Source organism: Bacteroidota bacterium (assembly GCA_016720935.1).
GTDB lineage: Bacteria > Bacteroidota > Bacteroidia > AKYH767-A > 2013-40CM-41-45 > JADKJP01.
Genome location: JADKJP010000006.1, coordinates 680910 through 704167 on the forward strand (window position 1 = coordinate 680910; position 23258 = coordinate 704167).

Consider the following 23258-nt stretch of genomic DNA (forward strand, 5'->3'; position numbering starts at 1 on the left):
CTTTAGTACAAATTTTAAGGATACTTTGTTGCCCATACTTAATCCAATATCTATGAGAAAATTGCTACTTCTGATTTCAGTAATGTTTTCAATTCAGTCACAGGCACAGACCATCAAGATATTATTTGATGCTTCGAGTGCGCAAATGGCAGCTAATGCTGATTGGGTGATTGACGCAGACACCAGAAATTTAAAAACAGGTTCAGGTGGGTTGATGGTGACAGGTGGCAATGAATCGAATCCTCAGCGAATTCCTACTCCGGCTCAATCCGGAATTACGGCAAATACATCTGAAACTTATTGGGCCGGTGCATTATCGGCATGGGCTGTTGATTGTGCCAAGAAGGGATATATTGTTGAGACTCTTCCTTATAATGGTTTGATTACATACGGTGTGACTACTAATGCACAGGACTTGAGTAATTATAAAATCTTTATTATAGACGAACCGAATATCCGATTCACCACTGCTGAGAAAACTGCGATGTTGAATTTTGTAAACAATGGTGGTGGATTGTTCATGATTGCAGATCATACTGTGAGTGACCGGAATAATGATGGATGGGATTCACCTGCAATCTTTAATGATTTCATGACCAATAATGGTTCCGTCAGCAATCCTTTCGGGATTGCCTTTGACCTGGCAAATTTTTCACAGACTTCTTCCAATATTCTGAATTCTGCTACTGATCCGATCCTGCATGGAGTAATGGGGAATGTAACAGGATTGCAGTTCAATAACGGCACAACCATGACCCTGAATCGTACAAAGAATTCTACTGTGAAGGGATTGATTTTCAAAACCGGCTCGTCAACAACCGGAACGACAAATTCCATTTTTGCTGCTGCAAATTATGGCAGCGGAAAAGTTTGTGGAATTGGAGATAGCTCTCCAATGGATGATGGAACCGGAGATCCGAATGACGCATTGTATTCCTCTTATAAAACAGCCCTTAGCGGTTCACATCAGAAGTTAATGATGAATGCTACAATTTGGCTTGCAACTCCCGGAACAGCACCAAGATTGTCCGCCACTGATTTGTCCGAAGCGCCTTCTATCGGTATGAAATTGTATCCAAATCCGGCTGATAATCAAATTCATTTGTCTTATGTTTCAAATGAGGAGAATGCTTCTATTGTGACTGTAATTGATTTGACCGGACATATTGTTTTTAGCCAGGTTCTTGATCAGACAGGAAGCGAGGGCGAACTTGTTTTGGATCTGTCAGGTTATTCTGAAGGAATGTACGTGGTTACACTTCAGAATGGAAAAGATCTGATAACCCAGAGATTTATTCGTCAGTAAACTAAAAGAATTGTATGAAAAACGGCGTTGTAGATTCTACAACGCCGTTTTTATTTTAGATGCGCCCTTAAGATAAAATTAATTCAGGATTTATATAATCAGTTTTTTTACCGGAATATTTTCATCCGGAAATTGAAGGAAATAAACTCCTGAAGAGAGTTCATTCAGCGGTATCTTTTCAGGAGATCCTGTTACGATAAAAAATTCCTTTGCAATTTGTCCCTGGCTGGTTAAAATTAATGTCCTGATTCTGCCGGAATTTCTGTTATTTAAAACAATCTCCAGGTTCAGACCATCTTGAGTATACTGAAAATTAATTTCAATTTGCTTCCGCTGGAATTCAACAGGAACAATTGAACTGAATTCGTATTTTCCATCATAATCTACTTGTCTTAATCGGTAAAAAAAGATTCCGGAATGCAGATCCGGATCGATGAAAGTATACCGATGAATCTGACTGCTGGTTCCTGCACCGGTGACTCTTCCAATTTCTTCGAATGCAGAAGCATCTTCTGATTTTTCGATCACGAAATAATCATTATTGAGTTCAGTCGCGGTGGTCCATTCAAGTGAAACATTATTGTTATTCACCAAGGCGTTAAAGGATAATAATTCAACGGGAAGAGGAAGTGAAAGGCTTACAGTAACGTCATCGACAAAATAATATGCAGCATTCGGTGACCCGCCGGAAGCCAGAACTCTTGTTGTCAATGCGTCCGCATAGAAGTTGCCTATGGTCATTGTCGTATAACTCACGGAAGGAATTATGGTAAATGAATACAATTGCCAGACTGAATCATTCGCAACCGTAGTAATGTTGCATTGAGGAATTACATTAATCGGATTTGATCCGGTCTGACTCAAAGGAGAAGCAGAAAAATAGATTCCTACGTTGTTGGATCGGTAGGAATAATATGTTGCTTTTCCGGTTGTGAGCCAAAATGAAACTGTGTATTGTTGACCAACAATCATGGGTGATGAAAGTGTTGTTGAAACATATTCTCTATAGTTGGCGATCAAAGCAGACCATGTACCGAATCCTATCATTGCGTTTCCGGTGTGTGCAGCACAAACTCCGAATATTGAATTGGGAATACTTACAGGATAGGTGCCGAGGGTGTGTAAAAAATCAGGGCTCCCTGTTCCCGCTACCATCGTACAGGAACCATTTGGATTCGACCATCCCAATGAACGGCATGGTTGACCGTAATTGTTTGGAACGGCACTATAAGTTTCGAAACTACTGTTTGTGACCAGATTTTGAGCAGATAAAGGGATTATCCCTGCTGAGAAAAACAGCATGATTAAAAACAGACTACCAATTACTCCCTTTGAGCAAGTCATGGACCTTTATCTTTTTGCTCATCAAATCTGCAAACTTTCGAATGATTCTGCAGACAAAACTTCCTGAATGGGAAAAATGTGCTTCTGAACTGGAGGAAAATAAAATCAGGGACTTATTATCCTGCCAGAAGTGAAATTTGACGGGGGTAGATATTGACATTCATAATGAATACCGCTGTTCATTTGTAGGATTAGCACTTGTCACTGAATCAAATTTTATTACTGTTTTTTGGTGAATATTAATCTTTTATCACCGGATTGATTAAGGATGTACACTAAGTATAAGGAGTCCGATATTATTTTCAAGCAGACTATAATCCGAAGATTCTACGAGACCGTCACCGGTAAGGTCGCCGATGTCATATCCGGAGGAAATTGAATTCACGGCAGATTCCAACAATGAAAAGTCGTTATCATTAATGCCACCATCTTGTATTCCATAGTTGATTCCATCGCCAATATCTCCGCTCCAGAAAGCCCATATTCCCGTACTTACTTCCACCATGTTATTTCCATAAGCCTGTGAGCTATTGGTGCTGAAATCATAACTTACAGCAGCATTCATGCTTACCGGATTGGCGCTCCAGGTTTCAATTGCATTCCTGTGTTTTACCCGGATATAATAACTGTTTCCAAAAACAGCAGGAGGGAATACGCAGGAGGTTTCTCCATTTGCATTTAATACTACTTCCATACATTCAACAGGAAGTAATGTTGCTGAGTCAATCAGGCATACCTGAATAGTATCACAGTCAGCAGGATTACCGCTGATGCCGGAATTGTAAAGAGCGGCATTCATGGTAAGTCCGGAATTGAAGTAACCCTGTATGTAGAGTTTAAGATTCAGCGTATCATGTAAAGGAAGTACGGTTACAACTTGTGTGCAGGAAGAGAAATTTCCGGAGGCATCAGTAATTGTCCAAACGACACTGGTATTACCATATGGATAAACAGATGGAGCGTTGTTTACTACAGAATAACCGCCGCAATTATCGGAAACAATTGGTGTTCCGAGAGCGGGTGTTGTACTATAACTTATCACAGGAGAAGGACAGGTAATTGAAGGAACTTCTGTATCTGTGACGATGACATTCTGATTGCAGTTTGTCGTGTTGCCATTTGCATCCGTAGCAGTCCAGGTGACGACAGTAGTTCCCACAGGGTATGGTCCTGCTGGCGTTGCAACAAGAGAGCTAACTGAACAATTGTCGGTTGCGGTAGCCGTACCAATAGAACCTGTTGAACTACACAGTCCAAGATCAGCTGTCAATGTTATTGTTACAGGACAAGTAATTTCCGGAACTACAGAATCAACAACAAGAATGTTAAATGAGCATTGCGCATTACCACATGCATTGGTTGCAGTCAGGGTTACGACGGTTGTTCCTGAATTAAAATACGAACCGCTTCCGGAACCTGAACCGCTTCCGGAAGTACTTCCGCTAAACGAATAGCTGAGTGAAGGTGATGTTCCCGAAAGAACAGGGTTGGAGTAATTCAAATCAATTCCGCAAGATGTTGCAGCCGTATTGCTGGACAGATCCTGGATGCAGGTAATTTGAGGAGCGGTACATGCAGGATAAAATGTTGCATGAATAGTGTGATTAGTTCCTACGATTGTGAAACTATAAGTAGAAAGTGCTCCAACACTGATTCCATCTACAATTACATCCTGAATCAGATATGCTGAATCAGGTGTGATGGTAAATGTCTGACTTCCTCCGCAAGTAACATTTGAAATACCCAATGGAGAAACAGTGCCACCTGATCCGGCACTCGCGGTGATTGTATAAACAGGTTGTGAGAATATAACATGAATCGTATGTGACGCTGTTACATTGAGAAAACTGTATGTTGTCATGGCACCGGAAGACAGGCCATCCACTATTACATCCTGAATAAAATAACAGGAGTCCGGAAGTATTGTATATGTGATAGAATCACCACAGAGAACACTGGAACTTCCATTTGGTGATATAGTCCCTCCAACTGATGTTGTGGCTACAATCGGGAATTCATCCCGTGTAAAATTAGCGTGGATGGTATGTGTCGAACTGATATTTGTGAATGTGTAAGAGCTGACAGCACCTTGAGAAATTCCATCGACAAGAACATCCGCGATACTGAAGCAGGGATCAGCCTGAATTGAATACGATAATGAATCACCACAAAGTGAGGATGTCGTTCCATTTGGGCTAACACTTCCATGCAAACCGGAACTTGCAACGATTGGATACGAAATCTGAACAAATGTTGCCTCAATAGTGTGCGAGGTGGTGATAGAAGTAAATGTATAAGCGGAGACAGGCCCAATGGAAACACCATCAACCAGAACATCTTCAATAGCAAAGCATGAAGCCGGTGTAATGGTATAGGATTGATTACTACCGCAAGCTAATGTTAATGTTCCGGGGTCTGAAATACTTCCATTTGCTCCGGATGAAGCGGTGATTGTATAATTCAGCAATGTGAAGGTAGCGCTGATGGAATGTGCCGTTGTGACATTTGTAAATGTGTAGGAGCTAACCGGGCCTTGAGAGACACCGTCAACAATAACATCTTCTATAGTATAACAAGGGTCAGTTATAATTGGCAAAGTAAGACTATCACCACAATAGGCGATTGTATCGTTGCCGGTGGAGATTTGTCCATGTGGACCTGCAGCTACCGTGACAGGATAATTGAGTTGCTCAACAACCACATGAATACTCATAGGTCTTTCAACATCTGTAAAAGTAAAGGAGGTCAACGGACCGTAAGAATCTCCATTGACAATAACATCTGTAATCATGTAGCATGAATCAGCGGTCATCGTATAAGACTGATCCTGTCCACAAATTACACTAGTAATTCCAGCGGGTGAAATAGTACCGTGTGGATCAGAACTTGAGGTGATATCGAAAGTTTGTTGAACAAAAGTTGCGGATATGGTATGCGGACTATCAATATCCGTGAACATGTATGAGGCAATGGGTCCCTGAGATATTCCATCTATCAACACATCGGCAATGGAATAACAAGGGTCGGGTGTAATAAAATATTCCTGATTGTTGCCACATCCGTAAGCGTTGGTCCCTGCAGGGGATACATTACCATTTGGACCTGAACTCGACGTAATTTGATATGAAAATTGAGTGAATACTGCACTGATTGTATGAGGAGCAGTGACATTTGTAAAAGAATACGAAGCTAAGGGGCCTTGAGAAACACCATCCACAATCACATCTCCTATAAAATAGCAGGCATCCGGAGCAATTGTGATGGTAAGATTTTGTCCACAAGTAATGATATTGCTGCCGGAAGGGCTCAAGGATCCATGTGTACCGCTATTTACCGTCACTGTATAGTTCAATTGAACAAAATCGACATGAATAGTATGAGAGGTGTTGATATTTGTAAATGTATAACTTGAAATTACACCTGCGGAAATACCGTCGATCAGAACATCGGATATCGCATAACACGGATCAGGTGTGAATGTATAAGTTTGATTATTTCCGCATAAAATATTCTGAATTCCTGAAGGTGAAATATTTCCATTTGCGCCTGAACTGGCAGTTATTGAATATGAAATTTGACTGAATGTAGCAGAGAGAGTATGTGATGTCTGGATATTTGTAAAAGTGTAGGAAGAAACCGGGCCCTGTGAAATTCCATCTACCAGGACATCTGCAATGACATAGCATGGGTCAGGAGTAATTGTATAGGTCTGGTTGCTGCCGCAGGGTAGAGATCCTGATCCAGCCGGACTAACATTTCCACCGGTTCCACTCGTGGTGGAAATAGAATAGGTTATTTGGATAAAGCTTGCACTGATTGTATGGGGTGCATTAATATTTACAAATGAAAAAGATGATACAGCGCCTTGTGATACACCGTCAACCAAAACATCTTGTATCATGTAACAGGTATTTGGAGTGATCGAAAATGTAATTCCTGACCCACAATTTACTATCGAGGTTCCTGAAGGAGAAATGCTTCCATTGGGTCCGGCAGTGGCAGTGACAGAATAGGTTAATTGTTGGAAAGAAGCTGTAATTGTATGTGGGGCTGTAGTATTAACGAAAGTGTAGCTGTTAACCGGTCCTTGTGAAATGCCATCTACTACAACATCCAGAATTGTGTAGCATGGATCAGGACTGATGGTAAACGTAGAATTTGTTCCACATAAAACCGATGTTACACCTGATGGTGAAATAGAACCATTGGAACCGGCAGTGGCAGTAATGTTAAACGATTGCTGAATAAAACTTGCACTGATTGTATGGTTGGCGCTGATATTTGTAAATGTGTAAGAACTGACAGGACCAACAGAAATTCCATCGACCAGTACATCGTTGATTTGATAGCACGCATCCGGAGTGATGTTGTAAGTAAGATTTGATCCTGAATTTACTGTACTGTTACCGGAAGGAGAAATAGTTCCGTGCGAACCGGCACTTGCGGAGATTGTAAATTGAAGAGTACCTGCAGCAGTCCACCAATTGTTCACATCTGAAAGTGAATTCGCCTGAACACCGAGCACCTGTGTAGTTTGTGTGCCCGGTGGAGGGTTTGTCCAAACCGAAGTAGAAGATAACCAACGTATGGCGCGAAAATCAGCTATACTTCCGGCTTCCGCAGCGGTACATTTAAACAGCACGTTCATCACCGGTGATGAGGTAGTTTTTAAATACCAAAAGCGATCGATTGTGCTTGAACTCATGTCGAAACCGGAAGGATTATTCAGATGAAGAACTCCGGGAGGGTAGGGTGTATTGGTTCCAGCGGAATGATAAGTGCCTGCATAGAAATTTCCTGCAGTTCCACTGCTCACCGTTGCTGTGAGTGGAATGTAATTGGTTGAATTGTATCCGAATGGAATCACATGGTTAGAAGTATTCGAGCCAATGATCCATTTGACAAGCCCGTTTCCATTTTCGGTCTCACTTCTGATGTAACCGGAAGTACGTGAAAGAGCTGCCGAGCTTGGTGATTCAAGGACAATCCATCTGCCTCCACCATTGGATGGGTTGTGATCATCATCAAGATTAAGTTCACCTGAAAGAAGAGAAAGCGTATTCCTCACCATCACAGCTGAATCATTCGGATTGTTGGTGGGGTATACATATTCAAGATCCGCAGTTCCTGTGAAATTAATCGCCAGGTTGAAATATTTGTGTGAAGTGGTTAGCGCTTTGCCTAAACCAATTCCGGAAATAATCTGGTTGTCTGTACCGTTGTATTCAATAGTTGATCCGGACGAAAGAAAATAATCCAGACTGTCCGCCAGAGTTGTGGAAAAGGCGGCATTCACCGTTCCATTGTAGAGTCCATTCGGGTGCTGCAGTTTTACTCTGCCCAATACCGTGATCCCTGAATACGTATTCAGACGGTTACTTTGCAAATGATTTGTTCGCATGTTCAAGGTACCGAGAGACATCACAGTACACCAATCGGGAAGTGTTGGTCGTTTCGTATTGTTGGATGCAATGATCAGATCGCCTGTGATGAGGTCTAGTGTACAATTGTCCTGAATTGTTTGTAATACCTGCTGGATCACATAGGAACCTGTTCTGTTGTATAGGATGGTTCCATTTCTGGAAAAGGTGAGGTTGGCATAAACTGCTCCTGTTCCTGCATTTGACATGGTCATCAGACCAGTCCCACCAAGAGTGTAATTCGGACTTTTTATATTTAAAGAGAGATTCAGAGTAGATGGTGTTGTGGCAGCATTGTCAAAATAAAATGTTCCACCTGTATGTGAAAAATCACCTGCATTATCCGCATTGGAGTTTACTGTCATGGTAATGCTTGCGCCGGAGTTGAGCTCATCAGTCGGGGCATTGTGAAAATAAAAATCACCATTACTTTGAGAGTATCCACCAAGTATATTCAATGCAGATGCTGTTGAATTGTCGCCGCCTTTCATAGATACAGTTCCTCCTGACAATGTAAAATCTCCATTCACAGTCATCGTGATTGCCTGTGTTGCCGCGGAGAAATAAGTACTTCCTCCTGAAACAAGTACATTGCCGGTTACCGTGAAATTGACAATGTGGCCGTTACCAAGAGTTGATCCTGGAACAGTGTTGAAGCTGTTGTTTCCCGTTCCTATGGATATTGAACCCATAGAAATGGTCTCTTGTCCGAGGGCCAGACTGGAAATGAATGTGCCATTAGCACCACTTATTGTAAACGCTCCGCCAATAGTGATGGAAGCGATCAGGTTATTGATATCAAAACCTGTTTTTGCGACACCTACAAATGAAAACTGGTCAGATATGGAAGCAAAGTTAACCTTGCAATTGCCCGTAATATTAAATACTCCGTTACTGTTTGCATTGTTACATGCATTGTAAACACTGAAAAACCCGCCGTCATAATCAATACTATTTACAGTAAATGTGATGTTACCGGGAATTGAAGATGTTGAGTTTGAAGTACAGGTAAAGTTTCCTGCATTTACGTCAAGCATTCCTGTCGTAGTGAATGTTACATTACCACTTCCATTTTGATTTCCACAAAACCTTCCTCCGTTTTGAACAAAACTTCCTCCGACCGTAAAAGTCATATTGGAAGCGGATGAATCAACTCCGATAACACCCTGGTTGTTTAAAGAACCCGAATTCTGTACAGTGAAACTTCCGGTAGTTTTAAAAATCAGATTTCCCTGTCCGCGATTGCCTTTGAAAAAATCTGATGCTGTAACCGAATTAAATAGGAAATTTCCTCCAACGATGACAGAATCCACATCTGCGTTCTGATCGAAATCCTGGGCGATCAGTTTGCCATTTGTGTGTGTGTAATTTCTTGTGGCTTTAAATGTCAGCTGACCATTGGTATGCCCAACAATAAATTGCGCATCGGCACTCATGAAGACATCCCTGCCAACATTGAATTTTATTGCATTGGAATTGGAGTCTGACCAGGCTGCGTAAGTGGTAGAAACCCCATTCACCGTGAGGTCATTGGTAACGGTAAATGTTCCCGCCCCTTTGCAGTACATGATCGAAGATGGACTTCCGAAAAGATAATTATTTGTCCCGCCGGAAATAATCATGTTTGCAGTGGTCACCGTGAGACCGAAATTTCCTCCATCGAGAAAAGAAACCTTCCCGCCGGGAGTGCTGTTGTTCAAAGTAGTTGTACCATTGACGGTGACACGCAATGGAGCGTCCACACGGGTGATAAAATTGAAATCTCCACCGGTAACAGATAAATTTCCGGAGACTGTGATTCGCCCATCACTTCCCAGCTGACCCACGGATCCGCGTATACCTGTGAAACTCGAATTCGCGATGAAATTTCCGCCAACATTGAATGTAAGGATTCCCATCGAAGAGTCCATCATGATTGTTGGCTGGGCAGACAAACTATTGACCGTGAAATTGGCTGTTGTAATAGCGAGATTCCTGTCATAACCTTTTTGGAAAATGATATTTCCGGTTCCATTTACGAGGACTTCAGCAAGAAATATCTGCGTAGAGTTTCCGGTTCCGTCATCCATCACAATTGTGCCGGTTGAAACTGTCAGTTTTCCCCTGATACGATTTAATGCCGGGAATGCGAAATAACCATCCTGGTCCCAGACCCCTCCCGGTACATTTGCATTCAGTGTGAGGTTCCCAAAAAAGCTGCTCGCAATACGACTTTGATCACCAAGCGGTATGGATCCGTCATTCCATTTGAGGATAGTGAGATTGCTGGAGGTGGAAAAAGTTTCTATTGAATTATAAAAGATACTCTCGTCCACCGAATCACTCAATAAAGGATTATGGATATAGGTTGCAGTACCATTCATTAAAAAGATCTGCCTAGCGTTACGAATTCTATTCGGCCATTATTTTCCAGTGAAGCTCCTGTACTAACTGTAATGTTTCCTCCGGCGATCAAATCAGCCTGTGAAGTATTATTGACCACTACACGGCCGTTGATAATCAGATCACCGGTTTGAGGTGTGATACTGTCAATCGTGAGAGTTACTCCGGCATTTACTGTTATAAATTGTCCTGCAACCGGAGCTGCTGGCGACCAGATGGAAGGTGAAGTGAAGTTGCCGGATGCAATACAGGTGACTTGTGCCGAACAATCAGTACGGAATAAGAACACTATGAATGTGATAATAATTATCAGTGGCTTGACAGAGTGCCGGATCGCAGAAAGCATAAGGTAATATTTTCCCGATTGGGGTGTTGTTTTAATAAAATAGAGGGATACGAAATGTAAACAAAATATCTCAAAGGTCATAGTTGAAAAAAGTTGAAAAAATGAAAAAAAACGTACGTTTGGACTGACCAGAGCTTTTGAAACTGTCTTGATTAAACCTCCGGAGGCCTTGTTTTACGTGGATTCCCGAGGTTTTTGCATTGCAGGAAAATACAACCAAACAGAATTTGATTCGAATATGAACCTCTTTGAAGAATAAAAATTCTAATGGAAAGCTGATTTCTATTTAAAACAGAAACTTAAGGTTAAATGTAAATTGAACAATTCCAACTTCTATCATTCTTCGAATGTGAAAAAAAAGAATTGTTGAAAAAACAAACAGGAGTACTTCCTTGACGATCCATTGAGCACATAGTTCTGTTGATGTTTAGTATAAATTTCATCGCTTAAATCTCCTCCCTTTTTTGTACGTTTGCCGATAGAAACAGCCCTTTTTATGATGGAAATCCCCAAAACATACGATCCCTCACAAGTTGAAGACAAATGGTACAAGCACTGGATGAAGCAAGGCTTTTTCAGAAGTGTGCCGGATGAGCGCGAGCCTTATACCATTGTGATTCCCCCGCCTAATGTAACGGGTGTGCTGCACATGGGTCATATGTTAAACAATACCATTCAGGATGTGTTGATTCGCCGGGCAAGAATGCAGGGAAAAAATGCCTGCTGGGTGCCGGGAACGGATCATGCTTCCATCGCAACGGAAGCTAAAGTGGTTGCTTTGCTAAGGGAAAAAGGAATTAAAAAGAGTGATCTGACCCGCGAAGATTTTCTCAAACATGCCTGGGAATGGAAAGAGAAATACGGAGGCATCATCCTCGAGCAATTGAAAAAACTCGGTGCATCCTGTGATTGGGACCGTACCCGTTTTACCATGGAAGATGATCTCAGTGACGCGGTTATTTCTGTGTTTATTGATTTACACAAAAAAGGATATATCTATCGAGGAGTACGCATGGTGAACTGGGATCCGGTTGGAAAAACCGCGCTCAGCGATGAAGAAGTAATTCACAAAGAAGTAAATTCAAAACTGACTCACGTTCGTTATGCTTTGATTGATGCTGCACTTGCATCCGTTTTGAAAGATGCAAAATCAGAGTGGAGCATTTCGAATGATACCTGGACAGTAACCGTGAATGGTAAAACACAGAGCGGAAATCAGTTTATTACTGTCGCTACAGTTCGTCCGGAAACGATACTTGGTGATACAGGTGTTTGTGTGCATCCCAATGATCCACGTTATACAAAACTGAAAGGAATGTTCGCGGTGATTCCAATGGTGAACCGTCCTGTCCCAATCATTTTTGACGAGTATATCGATATGGAATTTGGTACCGGAGCATTGAAAGTGACCCCGGCTCATGATATCAATGACTACAATCTTGGACAAAAACACGGTTTGCCTGTTGTTGATACGATCAATGACGATGGAACGATGAGTAAAGCCGCGCAGTTTTACATTGGTGAAGATCGTTTCATTGTTCGAAAAAAGATCACCAAAGATCTGGAAGCGATGGGCAATGTGGTGAAGATCGAAGATTATAAAAATAAAGTTGGCTTTTCTGAACGAACGGATGCTGTGATCGAACCAAAACTTTCCATGCAATGGTTTTTAAAGATGGATACCATCTCCAAACCTGCGCTGGAAAATGTATTGAACGGTACCATCAAACTCATTCCGGAGAAATTCATCAATACTTATAAGCACTGGATGGAGAATGTACACGACTGGTGTATTTCCCGACAGTTATGGTGGGGACAGCAGATTCCTGCCTGGTATTCTCCGGATGGTAAATATGTTGTAGCTAAAACATCAGCAGGAGCTGTTGAACTTTTTAAACAACAAGGAACTTCAGTAAAAGAAAATGATCTGAAGCAGGATGAAGACGTACTCGATACCTGGTTCAGTTCCTGGCTGTGGCCCATCAGTGTTTTTGATGGTTTCAAAGATCCGGGTAACAAGGACATCAAATATTATTATCCGACAAATGATCTGATCACAGCTCCTGAGATTTTATTTTTCTGGGTAGCAAGAATGATTATTGCCGGTTATGAATACATGGATGAAAAGCCTTTCACCAATGTTTATCTAACCGGAATTGTCCGTGATAAACTGGGCAGAAAAATGTCCAAGTCGTTGGGGAATTCTCCTGATCCGCTGGACCTGATTAAAAAATACAGCGCGGATGGAGTGAGAGTAGGGATGTTGCTCAGTTCTCCTGCCGGTAATGATTTGCTTTTTGACGAATCATTGTGCGAGCAGGGAAGAAATTTCGCGAATAAAATCTGGAACGCATTCCGTCTTGTCAAAGGATGGTCGGTGGATACTTCGTTGAAACAAAATCCAAGTTCGATGGTGTCAGTTGCATGGTTTGCTTCGCGTTTCGAGGAACAATTGGCGATCATCAATGATCACTATTCCAAACACCGGATGAGCGATGCCCTGATGGCAACTTATAAACTGATCTGGGATGATTTCTGTTCCTGGTATCTGGAAATGGTGAAACCGGAATTTGTGGACGGACAAGCTTTGCCTGTTGATCAGGCAACGTATGAAGCGACTATCGGATTCTTTGAACAATTGCTGAAAGTTGTTCATCCGTGGATGCCATTCATTTCGGAAGAGCTGTGGTCACTGCTTGGCGAACGTAAAGAAAAGGATTGCATCATCGTAGCTTCCTGGCCTTCGTCAGGCAAAATGGACGAGACTTTGCTCAAAGGTTTTGAAATTGCAAGTGAAGTAATCAGCCAGCTTCGTAATTTGCGTAAGCAGAAAAATATTTCTCCGAAAGAAAAATTGTCATTGTATTTCAATTCCAAACAAACCATGGATCCGAGATTCAATGAACTGGTTTGTAAACTGGGAAATCTCGATCAGCTCAACAGTACGGATGTAAAAGTCGACAATGCGATTCCGTTTATCGTTCAGCAATATGAGTTTTATGTTCCGCTTACTGCTGCCATTGATTTGAAGGCGGAGAAAGAACGTTTGCTGAATGAACTGGAATACAACAAAGGTTTTTTGAAGTCTGTCCAGGCCAAACTCGCGAATGAACGTTTTGTATCAAATGCCAAACCGGAAGTCGTGGAGAATGAGAAGAAGAAGCAGGCAGATGCTGAAGCCAAGATTAAGGCGATAGAGGAGCAGTTGGCAAACCTTAGTTGATTTTTGATTGCTGATTGTTGATTGAGGATTGAGGATTGAGGATTGCAGATTGAGAATTATTGGTGGATGACAATTGCGTAATTTTAACAACGGACTCCAAACTCCCGACTCCGTACTTCTGACTCCCGACGACTAATGCTAAAGCGCATCCTCAAGTACCTCGCTCTGTTTTTGATAGCAATCATCGTTGTGGCGGGGACCTGGGCTTTGTTCAACAGGGAATTGGTGGGATATGGCTGGCAGCAGTTGCAGGGTCAGCTGAACATCATTCGGAATGCGCGTTCCATTGATAAGATTCTGGAAGATCCCAATGCACCGGATTCTTTGAAAGCAAGAATTCGGTTTATCAATACCGTCAAGAAGTTTGCGGTTGATTCATTGGGATTAAAAGAATCCAAAAATTACACAACCCTTTACGATCAGAACGGAAGACCGATTTTGTGGGTTCTTACCGCGAGCGAACCTTTTGAAATCAAAGCCTATCAATGGACTTTTCCTGTATTGGGTTCCGTTTCATACAAAGGATTTTTTATCAAAGAGAAAGGATTGAAGGAGGACTCTCTTCTCAGAGCGAAAGGATATGATACGGACTATGATGATGTGAGTGCATGGAGTACATTGGGTTGGTTCCGCGATCCGATTTTGTCGAACATGTTGTTTCGTAAGGACGGACAATTGGCAGAGTTGATCATTCACGAAATGACACACGCGACATTGTACGCGAAAAGCCATGTCGATTTCAATGAGAACCTGGCTAGTTTTGTGGGTGAACAGGGAGCTATTCGTTTTCTTACAGCCAAAGAAGGAGCAGGATCAGAAAAACTCGCACAGTACATTCATTCCAAAGAAGATTATGATTTGTTCAGCAATCATATGCTGAGAGGAAAATTATTTCTGGATTCTGTTTACGCGCATAGTCAAAAAATGGAGTTGGAGGAAAGAAAGCAACTCAAAAGCGTTTCGATTGATTCAATAGTTAGCAGTCTTGACACGCTCCCGTTTTTTAATAAAGAGAGATTCAAAGACATTTATAAAAATCAAAAACCAAACAATGCGTACTTCATTAATTTTGTCCGCTATGACGCGATGAAGAAAAAAATGAAGATGCAGATGGATCGTAAATTTGATGGGGACATCAGGAAATATCTGACGTACTTAAAGACAAAGTATTCATAAATCTTTGTGCCCTTTGTCCCGATGGGATGAAATTTTACTTCCCATCGGGACAAAGGACGCAAAGTGGAGTTTGCTAAAGGAATGAATATCAGGGAAGAATTTCTCAGTAAACACTCGAGGAAACAAGCCGAGAAAGTTGTAAAGTATGTAGGAACTGACAAAGCTCGGTTTCGCGAGCTCATGACTTGTTACCTTTCGAATGAAAAGGTGTTGGCTCAAAGAGCCGCGATGTCAGTCGGGTATTGCGCGATGGAACATCCTGAGCTTTTTTCCGGTTATTTTCCCAAAATAATAAAAGCCATAAAAATGCCGGTGCATGATGCGGTTGTGCGGAACGGTCTTCAGATTTTTCGTCGTGTAAATATTCCTGAGTCCATGGAAAGTAAAATTGTTGAACTCTGTTTTGAATTGATGTCTGCAGCGGATTCACCAATTGCCATTAAGGTTTATGCCATCAGTGTCATTCAGAAAATCGCAAAGAAATATCCTGAACTTCTCGTGGAGCTAAAAGCAAGAGTGAATGCTCAATTGCCTTTTGAAAGCAAAGCCTTTGCGGCACATGCAAGAAGAAATTTAAAATAGATAAAAACTAAAAACAATAAACTAATTACGAAAGGAGTCAATCATCAATCAAAAATCATCAATCAACAATTCAAAGCGCTTTCATAAACACCCGATACCTTTTGTAAATACTACCTCCCAGTCTTTCCACTTCAGCCCGCATTTTTAAATTTGTTTCAAGAATCAAATGGCTGTCCATATAAGTAAGTCCGTATTTTCTGGCTGTATCCATCAGTTTTATTCCCAGGATGGATGTGAGTCCACGGCCCTGATATTCTTCCTTCACTGCTCCCAATAGTAAATCAAGTTGCTGAGTTTTTTTAGCGGAACTAAGTATGTGAATAAATCCGAATGGAAATAATTTCCCTTTTGCTTTTTTAATTCCTTTGCTCATATCCGGCATTGCTATTACAAATGCGATCGGTACATTTTTAGCGTCAAGTATTAATTTTACAAAAGCGGGATTGAGAATAGGCAGATACTTTTTGGCCATTTCAAACATCTCCGCTTCTTCCATGGGAATAAAGCCGAAAAGATCTTTGTAAGTTTCATTGATCAGACGAAAAACAGGAACGATATATGGTTTTAATTCGCTCCGGTTATTGAACTCAAGCATTCTGACATTGTTGTTCCGTATGGCACGTTCGTAAATCCTGTTGTAGAATTCCGGAATGACTTCCGGGATTGGTAATTTGTAACTGATGCAATCAAGTAACTTGGAAAAACCTTCCTGCTTCACAAGTGTTTCAAGATAGGGGGGATTCGTCGGTGTTGCGATGACCGGCAAATGTTCAAAACCTTCTACCTGCAACCCCTGTGGGTCTTTGTCGGAGAAGCCAAACGGCCCGATTAAAATTGTGGATCCTTTCTGGATGGCCCAGTTTTTTACAGAAGTAATTAGTTCGTGGGAGACAGAAGCATCGTTTATGCATTCCAGTTGAAAAAATCTCGCGGTACGTTCATTCTTCAATCGATTGTAAGGATGCGGAATGATTCCCATGATGCGTCCAACACAATGATTGTTTTGATATGCTAAAAACTGTATGCTGTCACAATGAGCGAGAGAAGTATTTTCTTTTGGATCATAAAACTTCCATTCATCCATGTACAAAGGTGGAACCCAGGTTGCTCGATCACTGTATAATTTTGAAGGAAGAAAAATGAATTCCCTGAGGTCCGATTTGTTTTGTACAATTCTGATTTCAATTGACATGTTTCAAATGTATACAAATCACCGGCTATCGTAGATGATATTAGTCTTCTAAATAGTTCTGAATTTTGTGGTGAACCTTTTGAACTGGCAATATTCATGAATTCAGCATACTTCTGTCTGTGTTAGTCTGTGTGTACACTTTGTCCCTCTGTATAGTAAAAATTTCAAGTTTAGATTGCAACAAATTTATTTTTCAATTTAATACAATAAGCTGAAAATCAATCTGTATGAGGTGATTTTCTTTGTTTATAAAACCCCTGAATCTCTTATCTTTGCAACAATCCTATCACCCGACTATGCATAAAATTGAAGTCTATAAGCCTAAGAATAAAGTACGAATTGTTACAGCCGCTTCTTTGTTTGACGGTCATGATGCCGCGATCAATATCATGCGGCGCATTATTCAAAGCAGTGGCGCTGAGGTGATTCACCTTGGTCATGATCGTAGTGTAGAAGAAGTGGTGAATTGCGCGATTCAGGAAGATGCGCAGGCAATCGCGATGACAAGTTACCAGGGCGGACACGTGGAATATTTCAAATACATGCACGATCTCCTCAAAGAAAAGGGTGCAGGTCATATTAAAATATTTGGTGGTGGAGGTGGGACTATTCTTCCTTCGGAAATTGATGAACTCCAGAAATACGGAATCACAAGAATTTATCATCCCGATGATGGTCGCTCCATGGGTTTACAGGGAATGATCAATGATTTGCTTCAGAAAAGTGATTTTGCAACTGGCGAAAAATTGAATGGTGAAGTAGGACATTTGCTGGAAAAAAACTGGAATGCCATTGCCCGATTAATCTCCGCTGCTGAAAATCATCCCGAAGGTGCAAAGGCCGAATTGAAAAGAGTCCACGAGCTGGCTAAAGAAAGTAAAACACCTGTTCTCGGAATTACGGGTACCGGTGGTGCCGGGAAATCATCTCTGGTAGATGAACTTGTTCGACGTTTTCTGATTGACTTTCCGGAAAAATACATCGGTGTGGTTTCAGTGGATCCTTCCAAACGTAAAACAGGTGGTGCCTTGCTTGGTGATCGGATCCGGATGAACGCGATTCAGAATCCGCGTGTGTACATGCGTTCACTGGCAACTCGTCAGAGCAATCTTGCGCTTTCCAAACATGTGTCAGAAGCGGTAGCCATTTTGAAGGCTGCAAAATATGATCTCATCATCCTGGAAACATCAGGAATCGGACAAAGTGATACCGAAATAGTCGAGCACAGCAATGTTTCTCTCTATGTGATGACACCGGAATATGGCGCCGCTTCACAGCTGGAAAAAATCGACATGCTCGACTTCGCTGATTTGATAGCTCTAAATAAATTCGATAAGCGTGGAGCACTGGATGCATTGCGTGACGTGAAGAAGCAATACAAACGCAATCATCAGATCTGGGATACCGATGATGAACTCATGCCTGTTTACGGAACGATTGCCAGTCAGTTTAATGATCCCGGCATGAATAATCTGTACAAAGCAGTAATGGATCGCGTCGCTGAGAAAACAGGTGCTCCATTGAAATCAAATTATCATGTAACGAAAGAAATGTCGGAGAAAATTTATGTTATTCCTCCGAATCGTACCCGTTACCTCAGTGAGATTACCGAGAACAACAGGAGTTACGCAAACTGGGCTGAACAACAAAGTCAGATCGCGGAACAGTTGTATGGTTTGCATCTCAGTATGCACACCTTAAAGGAAAGTAAGATTGAGGATAAAGACCGTTTGATCAAATCCCTCCAGGAGTCTTTTGAAAATGTAAAACTGGAACTCGATCCCAGAAATTGGAAATTGATCGAAGGTTGGGAAGCGAAACGGAAACAGTACAAAGACGAGGTATATACATTCAAAGTGCGTGAGAAATCTGTGAAGATTAAAACGCATACCGAATCACTTTCTCATTCAAAGATTCCTAAAGTTGTTACTCCTCCTTATAAAAACTGGGGAGCCATCTTGAAATGGTCGCTGATGGAAAATGTTCCCGGTGAATTTCCATATGCTGCCGGAATTTATCCTTTCAAACGCGAAGGAGAGGATCCGACGCGAATGTTCGCTGGAGAAGGCGGACCGGAACGTACTAACCGACGTTTTCATTACGTAAGTAAAGGAATGCCTGCCGCTCGATTGTCAACTGCTTTTGATTCGGTGACACTCTATGGAAACGATCCGAACTGGCGTCCTGACATCTATGGTAAAATCGGGAATTCCGGTGTGAGCATTTGTTGTCTGGATGACGCGAAGAAATTGTATTCCGGTTTCAATCTGGCGGATCCTACTACTTCTGTTTCCATGACAATCAATGGTCCGGCTCCGATGTTGCTTGGTTTTTTCATGAACGCGGCAATTGATCAGCAATGTGAATTGTATATCAAATCACATGGACTGGAAGAAGAGGTAAAAAAGAAAATCGATCAGATTTATAAGGAAAAAGGAGTGAAGCGTCCCTCATATCAGGGCCCGCTTCCGGAAGGAAATGACGGACTTGGGCTAATGCTTCTCGGTGTCACAGGAGACCAGGTTTTACCGAAAGATGTTTATGCCAAAATTAAAACGGATACTCTAAAAGTTGTTCGCGGTACAGTGCAGGCGGATATTCTCAAAGAAGATCAGGCACAGAATACCTGCATCTTTAGTACTGAATTCGCTTTACGCATGATGGGCGATATTCAGAAATATTTCATCGATCATAAAGTCAGGAATTTTTACAGTGTATCGATCAGTGGATACCACATCGCGGAAGCAGGAGCAAATCCGATTTCACAGCTGGCATTTACCCTTGCTAATGGTTTCACCTATGTGGAATACTATCTGAGCCGCGGAATGCACATCGATGATTTCGCTCCCAACCTTTCGTTCTTCTTCAGCAACGGTATCGATCCTGAATATGCTGTGATCGGTCGCGTGGCAAGAAGAATCTGGGCAAAGGCTTTGAAGCTGAAATACGGTGGTAACGAACGTTCACAAATGCTGAAGTATCATATTCAGACTTCCGGACGTTCCTTGCATGCTCAGGAAATTGATTTCAATGATATCCGGACAACGCTTCAGGCATTGTACGCGATTTATGATAACTGTAATTCTCTTCACACAAATGCTTACGATGAAGCCATTACTACACCTACGGAAGAAAGCGTTCGTCGTGCCATGGCTATTCAGTTAATCATCAATAAAGAATTCGGATTGGCGAAGAACGAGAATCCCATGCAGGGTTCATTCATCAATGAAGAATTGACTGACCTCGTGGAAGAAGCGGTGTATGCTGAATTCGATCGTCTGACAGAACGGGGAGGAGTTCTGGGAGCCATGGAGACGATGTATCAGCGTGGAAAGATACAGGAAGAATCGCTTTATTATGAAACATTAAAACACACCGGAGAATTCCCGATCATCGGAGTAAATACTTTCCTGAGTTCTAAAGGATCACCAACTGTTTTACCAAGAGAGGTTATCCGTGCTACAACTGAAGAGAAGGAATACCAGATCCATATGTTGGAAGAATTGCACAAAGGGAATGCCGGGAAATCCGGAGAGTTGCTTGGTAAAGTTCAGGATGCAGCCGTTCAGAATAAAAACATTTTCGAACAACTCATGGAAGCTGCCAAGTATTGTTCTCTGGGTGAAATCACCAGTTCGCTTTTTGAAGTTGGCGGACAATACCGCAGAAATATGTAATTCAGAAAGGGAGAATTTTATCTCCCTTTTTTTTGTCTCTTTTTAGAGAATTGTTTGCGTTTTCACAGGTTTTAGATTTTATTTTTACTGATGATATAAATCACGGCATTTTCAACACGGAAATCATCGCATTTTCTTCGTGGAATTTGTATTTTACTATAAATAAAATATACCATGGAAACTGCATATGTTATTCCTTACATCAACCTGAATCGTTCTGATCTTGCAAGGGTGGGTGGAAAAAATGCTTCTCTTGGGGAGTTGATTAACTATTTATCAGGTTATGGTATCAAAGTACCGGATGGTTTCGCTACCACAGCGGACGCGTATCATTATTTTATCAGGTATAATCATCTTGAAGAAAAATTGACCCGGGTATTGTCAGGACTCGACAATTTGCAATTCTCCAATCTCGCTGAAATTGGTTTAGCTGCAAGAAAGCTGATGGAAGATGCGCAATTGCCACTTGATTTAGTAATGAAAATAAAAGAAGCATACATTCAGTTATGCGAACAATACAACAGGGAATTGGATGTTGCAGTGCGCAGCAGCGCGACAGCTGAGGATCTTCCAACGGCCAGTTTTGCCGGTCAGCACGATACTTTTCTGAACCGCCGTGGTGCTGATGCTGTGATCAAAGCAGTGCAACGTTGTTTTGTTTCTTTGTTCAATGATCGCGCGATAAAATACCGGGTCGACAATGGTTTTGACCACATGAAAGTCGCTTTGTCGGCGGGTATCCAAATCATGGTTCGTGCGGATCTATCTGCTTCCGGAATTTCTTTTACGCTCGATCCTGAAAGCGGATTCCGAGATACTGTTTTAATTTCCGGTTGTTGGGGACTGGGAGAAAATATTGTTCAGGGTATAATCAATCCGGATGAATTTGTCATTTTCAAACCTACATTAATGGCAGGTAAGAATGCGATTCTTTCAAAGAAGATGGGATCGAAAAGTAAGACAATGATTTATTCAGAGGAAAATGATCTGCAGAATCAGGTATTGAATACGGATACACCCGTTGAAAAACAAAAAGCCTGGGTCCTGAATGACAAAGAAATTACTCAGTTGGCGCGCTGGTCTGTACTGATTGAACAGCATTACGGCAATCCTATGGATATTGAATGGGCGAAAGACGGAAATACAGGAGAGATTTTCATCATCCAGGCAAGACCCGAAACCGTTCATTCACGGAAAGATCCTTTCCTGAGAAAGGAATATCATCTGAAGACAAAAGGTGTGGTGATTACGCAGGGAAGCGCGGTTGGTTCAGGTATAGCAAGTGGCCCTGCCAGGATACTGAATTCACCCGCTGATGCAGATCAACTCAAAGAGGGTGAAGTGCTCGTTACTGATATCACAAATCCGGATTGGGATCCGATTCTGAAAAGAGCAAGCGCTATTGTTACAAACAAAGGTGGCAGGACCAGTCATGCCGCTATTGTGGCGCGGGAAGTTGGTGCTGTTGCAGTAGTGGGGACAACGGACGCGACAGAAAAAATCAGGAACGGTCAGATAATTACCATTTCTTGCTCTGAAGGGAAAGCAGGTTACATTTATGATGGCAATCTTCAATGGGAAGAAAAAACCATTAATCTTCGTGACATCCGTATGCCGCAAACTGCACCGATGATGATCCTGGGTGATCCTGATCAGGCCTTCAGACTTGCGTTTTATCCAAACAAAGGAATTGGTTTGATGCGATTGGAATTTATCATCAACAACGCGATCCGTATTCATCCGATGGCACTTGTTAAATTTGATGAATTAAAAGACGAAAAAGCCAAAGCGGAAATTGCGGAACTCACTTATCAATATCCAAATAAAGAAGAATTTTTCATAGATAAACTTTCACAGGCAGTAGCAACAATTGCCGCGGCATTTTTCCCTAAAGATGTGATCGTTCGTATGAGCGATTTTAAGACGAATGAATACGCGAATCTGCTCGGAGGGAAACAATTTGAACCGGAGGAGGAAAATCCAATGCTTGGTTTTCGCGGAGCATCACGGTATTATCATGAAAAATACAAAGAAGGTTTCCGTCTTGAATGCCTTGCTATGAAAAAAGTCAGGGAGCAGATGGGATTTACCAATGTGAAGCTGATGATTCCTTTTTGCAGAACAGTAGAAGAGGGGAAGAAAGTTGTTGCTTTAATGGAAGAATTTGGTCTGAAACGCGGCGAGCATCACCTGGAAATTTATGTAATGGCTGAAATTCCAAGTAATGTTTTACAAGCGCCTGAATTTGCTAGAGTGTTTGACGGGTTCTCAATTGGATCCAATGACCTGACTCAACTTACTTTGGGTTTGGATCGTGATTCATCTGTGCTGAGCGAATTGTTTGATGAAAATAATCCCTCAGTAAAGAAGTTGATTTCCTCCGTTATTCATGATGCTCATAAATCCGGAGTAAAAATAGGTCTGTGTGGACAAGCACCAAGTGATTTTCCGGAGTTTGCTCAATTCCTGATTTCACAGGGCATAGATTCTATTTCCTACAATCCGGATGCATTATTAAAAGGAATGGAAAATATGCTTCTTGCCGAAAAAACGATGCAACCAAAATTGAAAAAAGAGGCGGCGGCTAAAATACACAAAGTGTATTGATTG

General features: G+C 41.7%; 10 protein-coding genes. 6 read left to right on the forward strand and 4 right to left on the reverse strand.

The features are described from left to right. Positions 1-52: 52 nt before the first annotated feature. Positions 53-1306, forward strand: a complete 1254-nt coding sequence (locus tag IPP86_11205; GenBank protein ID MBL0139079.1) for a T9SS type A sorting domain-containing protein — start codon at positions 53-55, stop codon at positions 1304-1306. Positions 1307-1396: 90 nt separating this feature from the next. Here IPP86_11205 and IPP86_11210 read toward each other — a convergent pair whose 3' ends face one another. The 3 genes from IPP86_11210 to IPP86_11220 all read right to left on the reverse strand — a co-directional run bounded on the left by IPP86_11210 (position 1397) and on the right by IPP86_11220 (position 10798). Further along, on the reverse strand, positions 1397-2650 hold the full coding sequence (locus IPP86_11210; protein MBL0139080.1) for a hypothetical protein: 1254 nt from the start codon (positions 2648-2650) through the stop codon (positions 1397-1399). Positions 2651-2912: 262 nt separating this feature from the next. Then, entirely contained in the window at positions 2913-10433 is a 7521-nt protein-coding gene (locus IPP86_11215) for an HYR domain-containing protein (GenBank protein ID MBL0139081.1), read from the reverse strand. Continuing rightward, a complete protein-coding gene (locus IPP86_11220) occupies positions 10433-10798 on the reverse strand; it encodes a hypothetical protein (GenBank protein MBL0139082.1) in 366 nt (121 codons plus the stop codon). The genes IPP86_11215 and IPP86_11220 overlap by 1 nt, the downstream gene beginning before the upstream one ends. A 499-nt stretch (positions 10799-11297) precedes the next feature. Between IPP86_11220 and IPP86_11225 the strand changes: the two genes are divergently transcribed. The 3 genes from IPP86_11225 (at position 11298) to IPP86_11235 (ending at position 15779) form a co-directional block, all read left to right on the forward strand. Further along, positions 11298-14021, forward strand: coding sequence for a valine--tRNA ligase (locus IPP86_11225; GenBank protein MBL0139083.1), 2724 nt, complete (start codon positions 11298-11300; stop codon positions 14019-14021). A 135-nt stretch (positions 14022-14156) separates the two neighbouring features. Next, complete coding sequence (locus IPP86_11230) at positions 14157-15197, forward strand: aminopeptidase (protein ID MBL0139084.1); 1041 nt, start codon at positions 14157-14159, stop codon at positions 15195-15197. A gap of 81 nt (positions 15198-15278) precedes the next feature. Next, positions 15279-15779: a hypothetical protein gene (locus IPP86_11235; GenBank protein MBL0139085.1), complete on the forward strand. Its 501-nt coding sequence runs from the start codon at positions 15279-15281 to the stop codon at positions 15777-15779. Between the two features lie 70 nt (positions 15780-15849). Here IPP86_11235 and IPP86_11240 read toward each other — a convergent pair whose 3' ends face one another. Next, entirely contained in the window at positions 15850-16971 is a 1122-nt protein-coding gene (locus IPP86_11240) for a hypothetical protein (protein MBL0139086.1), read from the reverse strand. Positions 16972-17267: 296 nt separating this feature from the next. Here IPP86_11240 and IPP86_11245 point away from each other — a divergent pair, with 296 nt between their 5' ends. Together IPP86_11245 and ppsA are read left to right on the forward strand one after the other, a co-directional pair. Continuing rightward, positions 17268-20648 (forward strand): methylmalonyl-CoA mutase family protein, encoded by a 3381-nt coding sequence (locus tag IPP86_11245; protein MBL0139087.1) that lies wholly within the window; start codon positions 17268-17270, stop codon positions 20646-20648. Between the two features lie 174 nt (positions 20649-20822). Further along, positions 20823-23255, forward strand: a complete 2433-nt coding sequence (gene ppsA, locus IPP86_11250; protein ID MBL0139088.1) for a phosphoenolpyruvate synthase — start codon at positions 20823-20825, stop codon at positions 23253-23255. The last annotated feature ends 3 nt before the right edge of the window (positions 23256-23258 follow it).

Coding starts and splice junctions, on each gene's coding strand:
- IPP86_11225 (MBL0139083.1), top strand. CDS start 11,298: ATGGAAATCCCCAAAACATACGATCCCTCACAAGTTGAAGACAAATGG.
- IPP86_11210 (MBL0139080.1), bottom strand. CDS start 2,650: ATGACTTGCTCAAAGGGAGTAATTGGTAGTCTGTTTTTAATCATGCTG.
- IPP86_11220 (MBL0139082.1), bottom strand. CDS start 10,798: ATGCTTTCTGCGATCCGGCACTCTGTCAAGCCACTGATAATTATTATC.
- IPP86_11230 (MBL0139084.1), top strand. CDS start 14,157: ATGCTAAAGCGCATCCTCAAGTACCTCGCTCTGTTTTTGATAGCAATC.
- IPP86_11205 (MBL0139079.1), top strand. CDS start 53: ATGAGAAAATTGCTACTTCTGATTTCAGTAATGTTTTCAATTCAGTCA.
- IPP86_11245 (MBL0139087.1), top strand. CDS start 17,268: ATGCATAAAATTGAAGTCTATAAGCCTAAGAATAAAGTACGAATTGTT.
- IPP86_11215 (MBL0139081.1), bottom strand. CDS start 10,433: ATGAATGGTACTGCAACCTATATCCATAATCCTTTATTGAGTGATTCG.
- IPP86_11235 (MBL0139085.1), top strand. CDS start 15,279: ATGAATATCAGGGAAGAATTTCTCAGTAAACACTCGAGGAAACAAGCC.
- ppsA (MBL0139088.1), top strand. CDS start 20,823: ATGGAAACTGCATATGTTATTCCTTACATCAACCTGAATCGTTCTGAT.
- IPP86_11240 (MBL0139086.1), bottom strand. CDS start 16,971: ATGTCAATTGAAATCAGAATTGTACAAAACAAATCGGACCTCAGGGAA.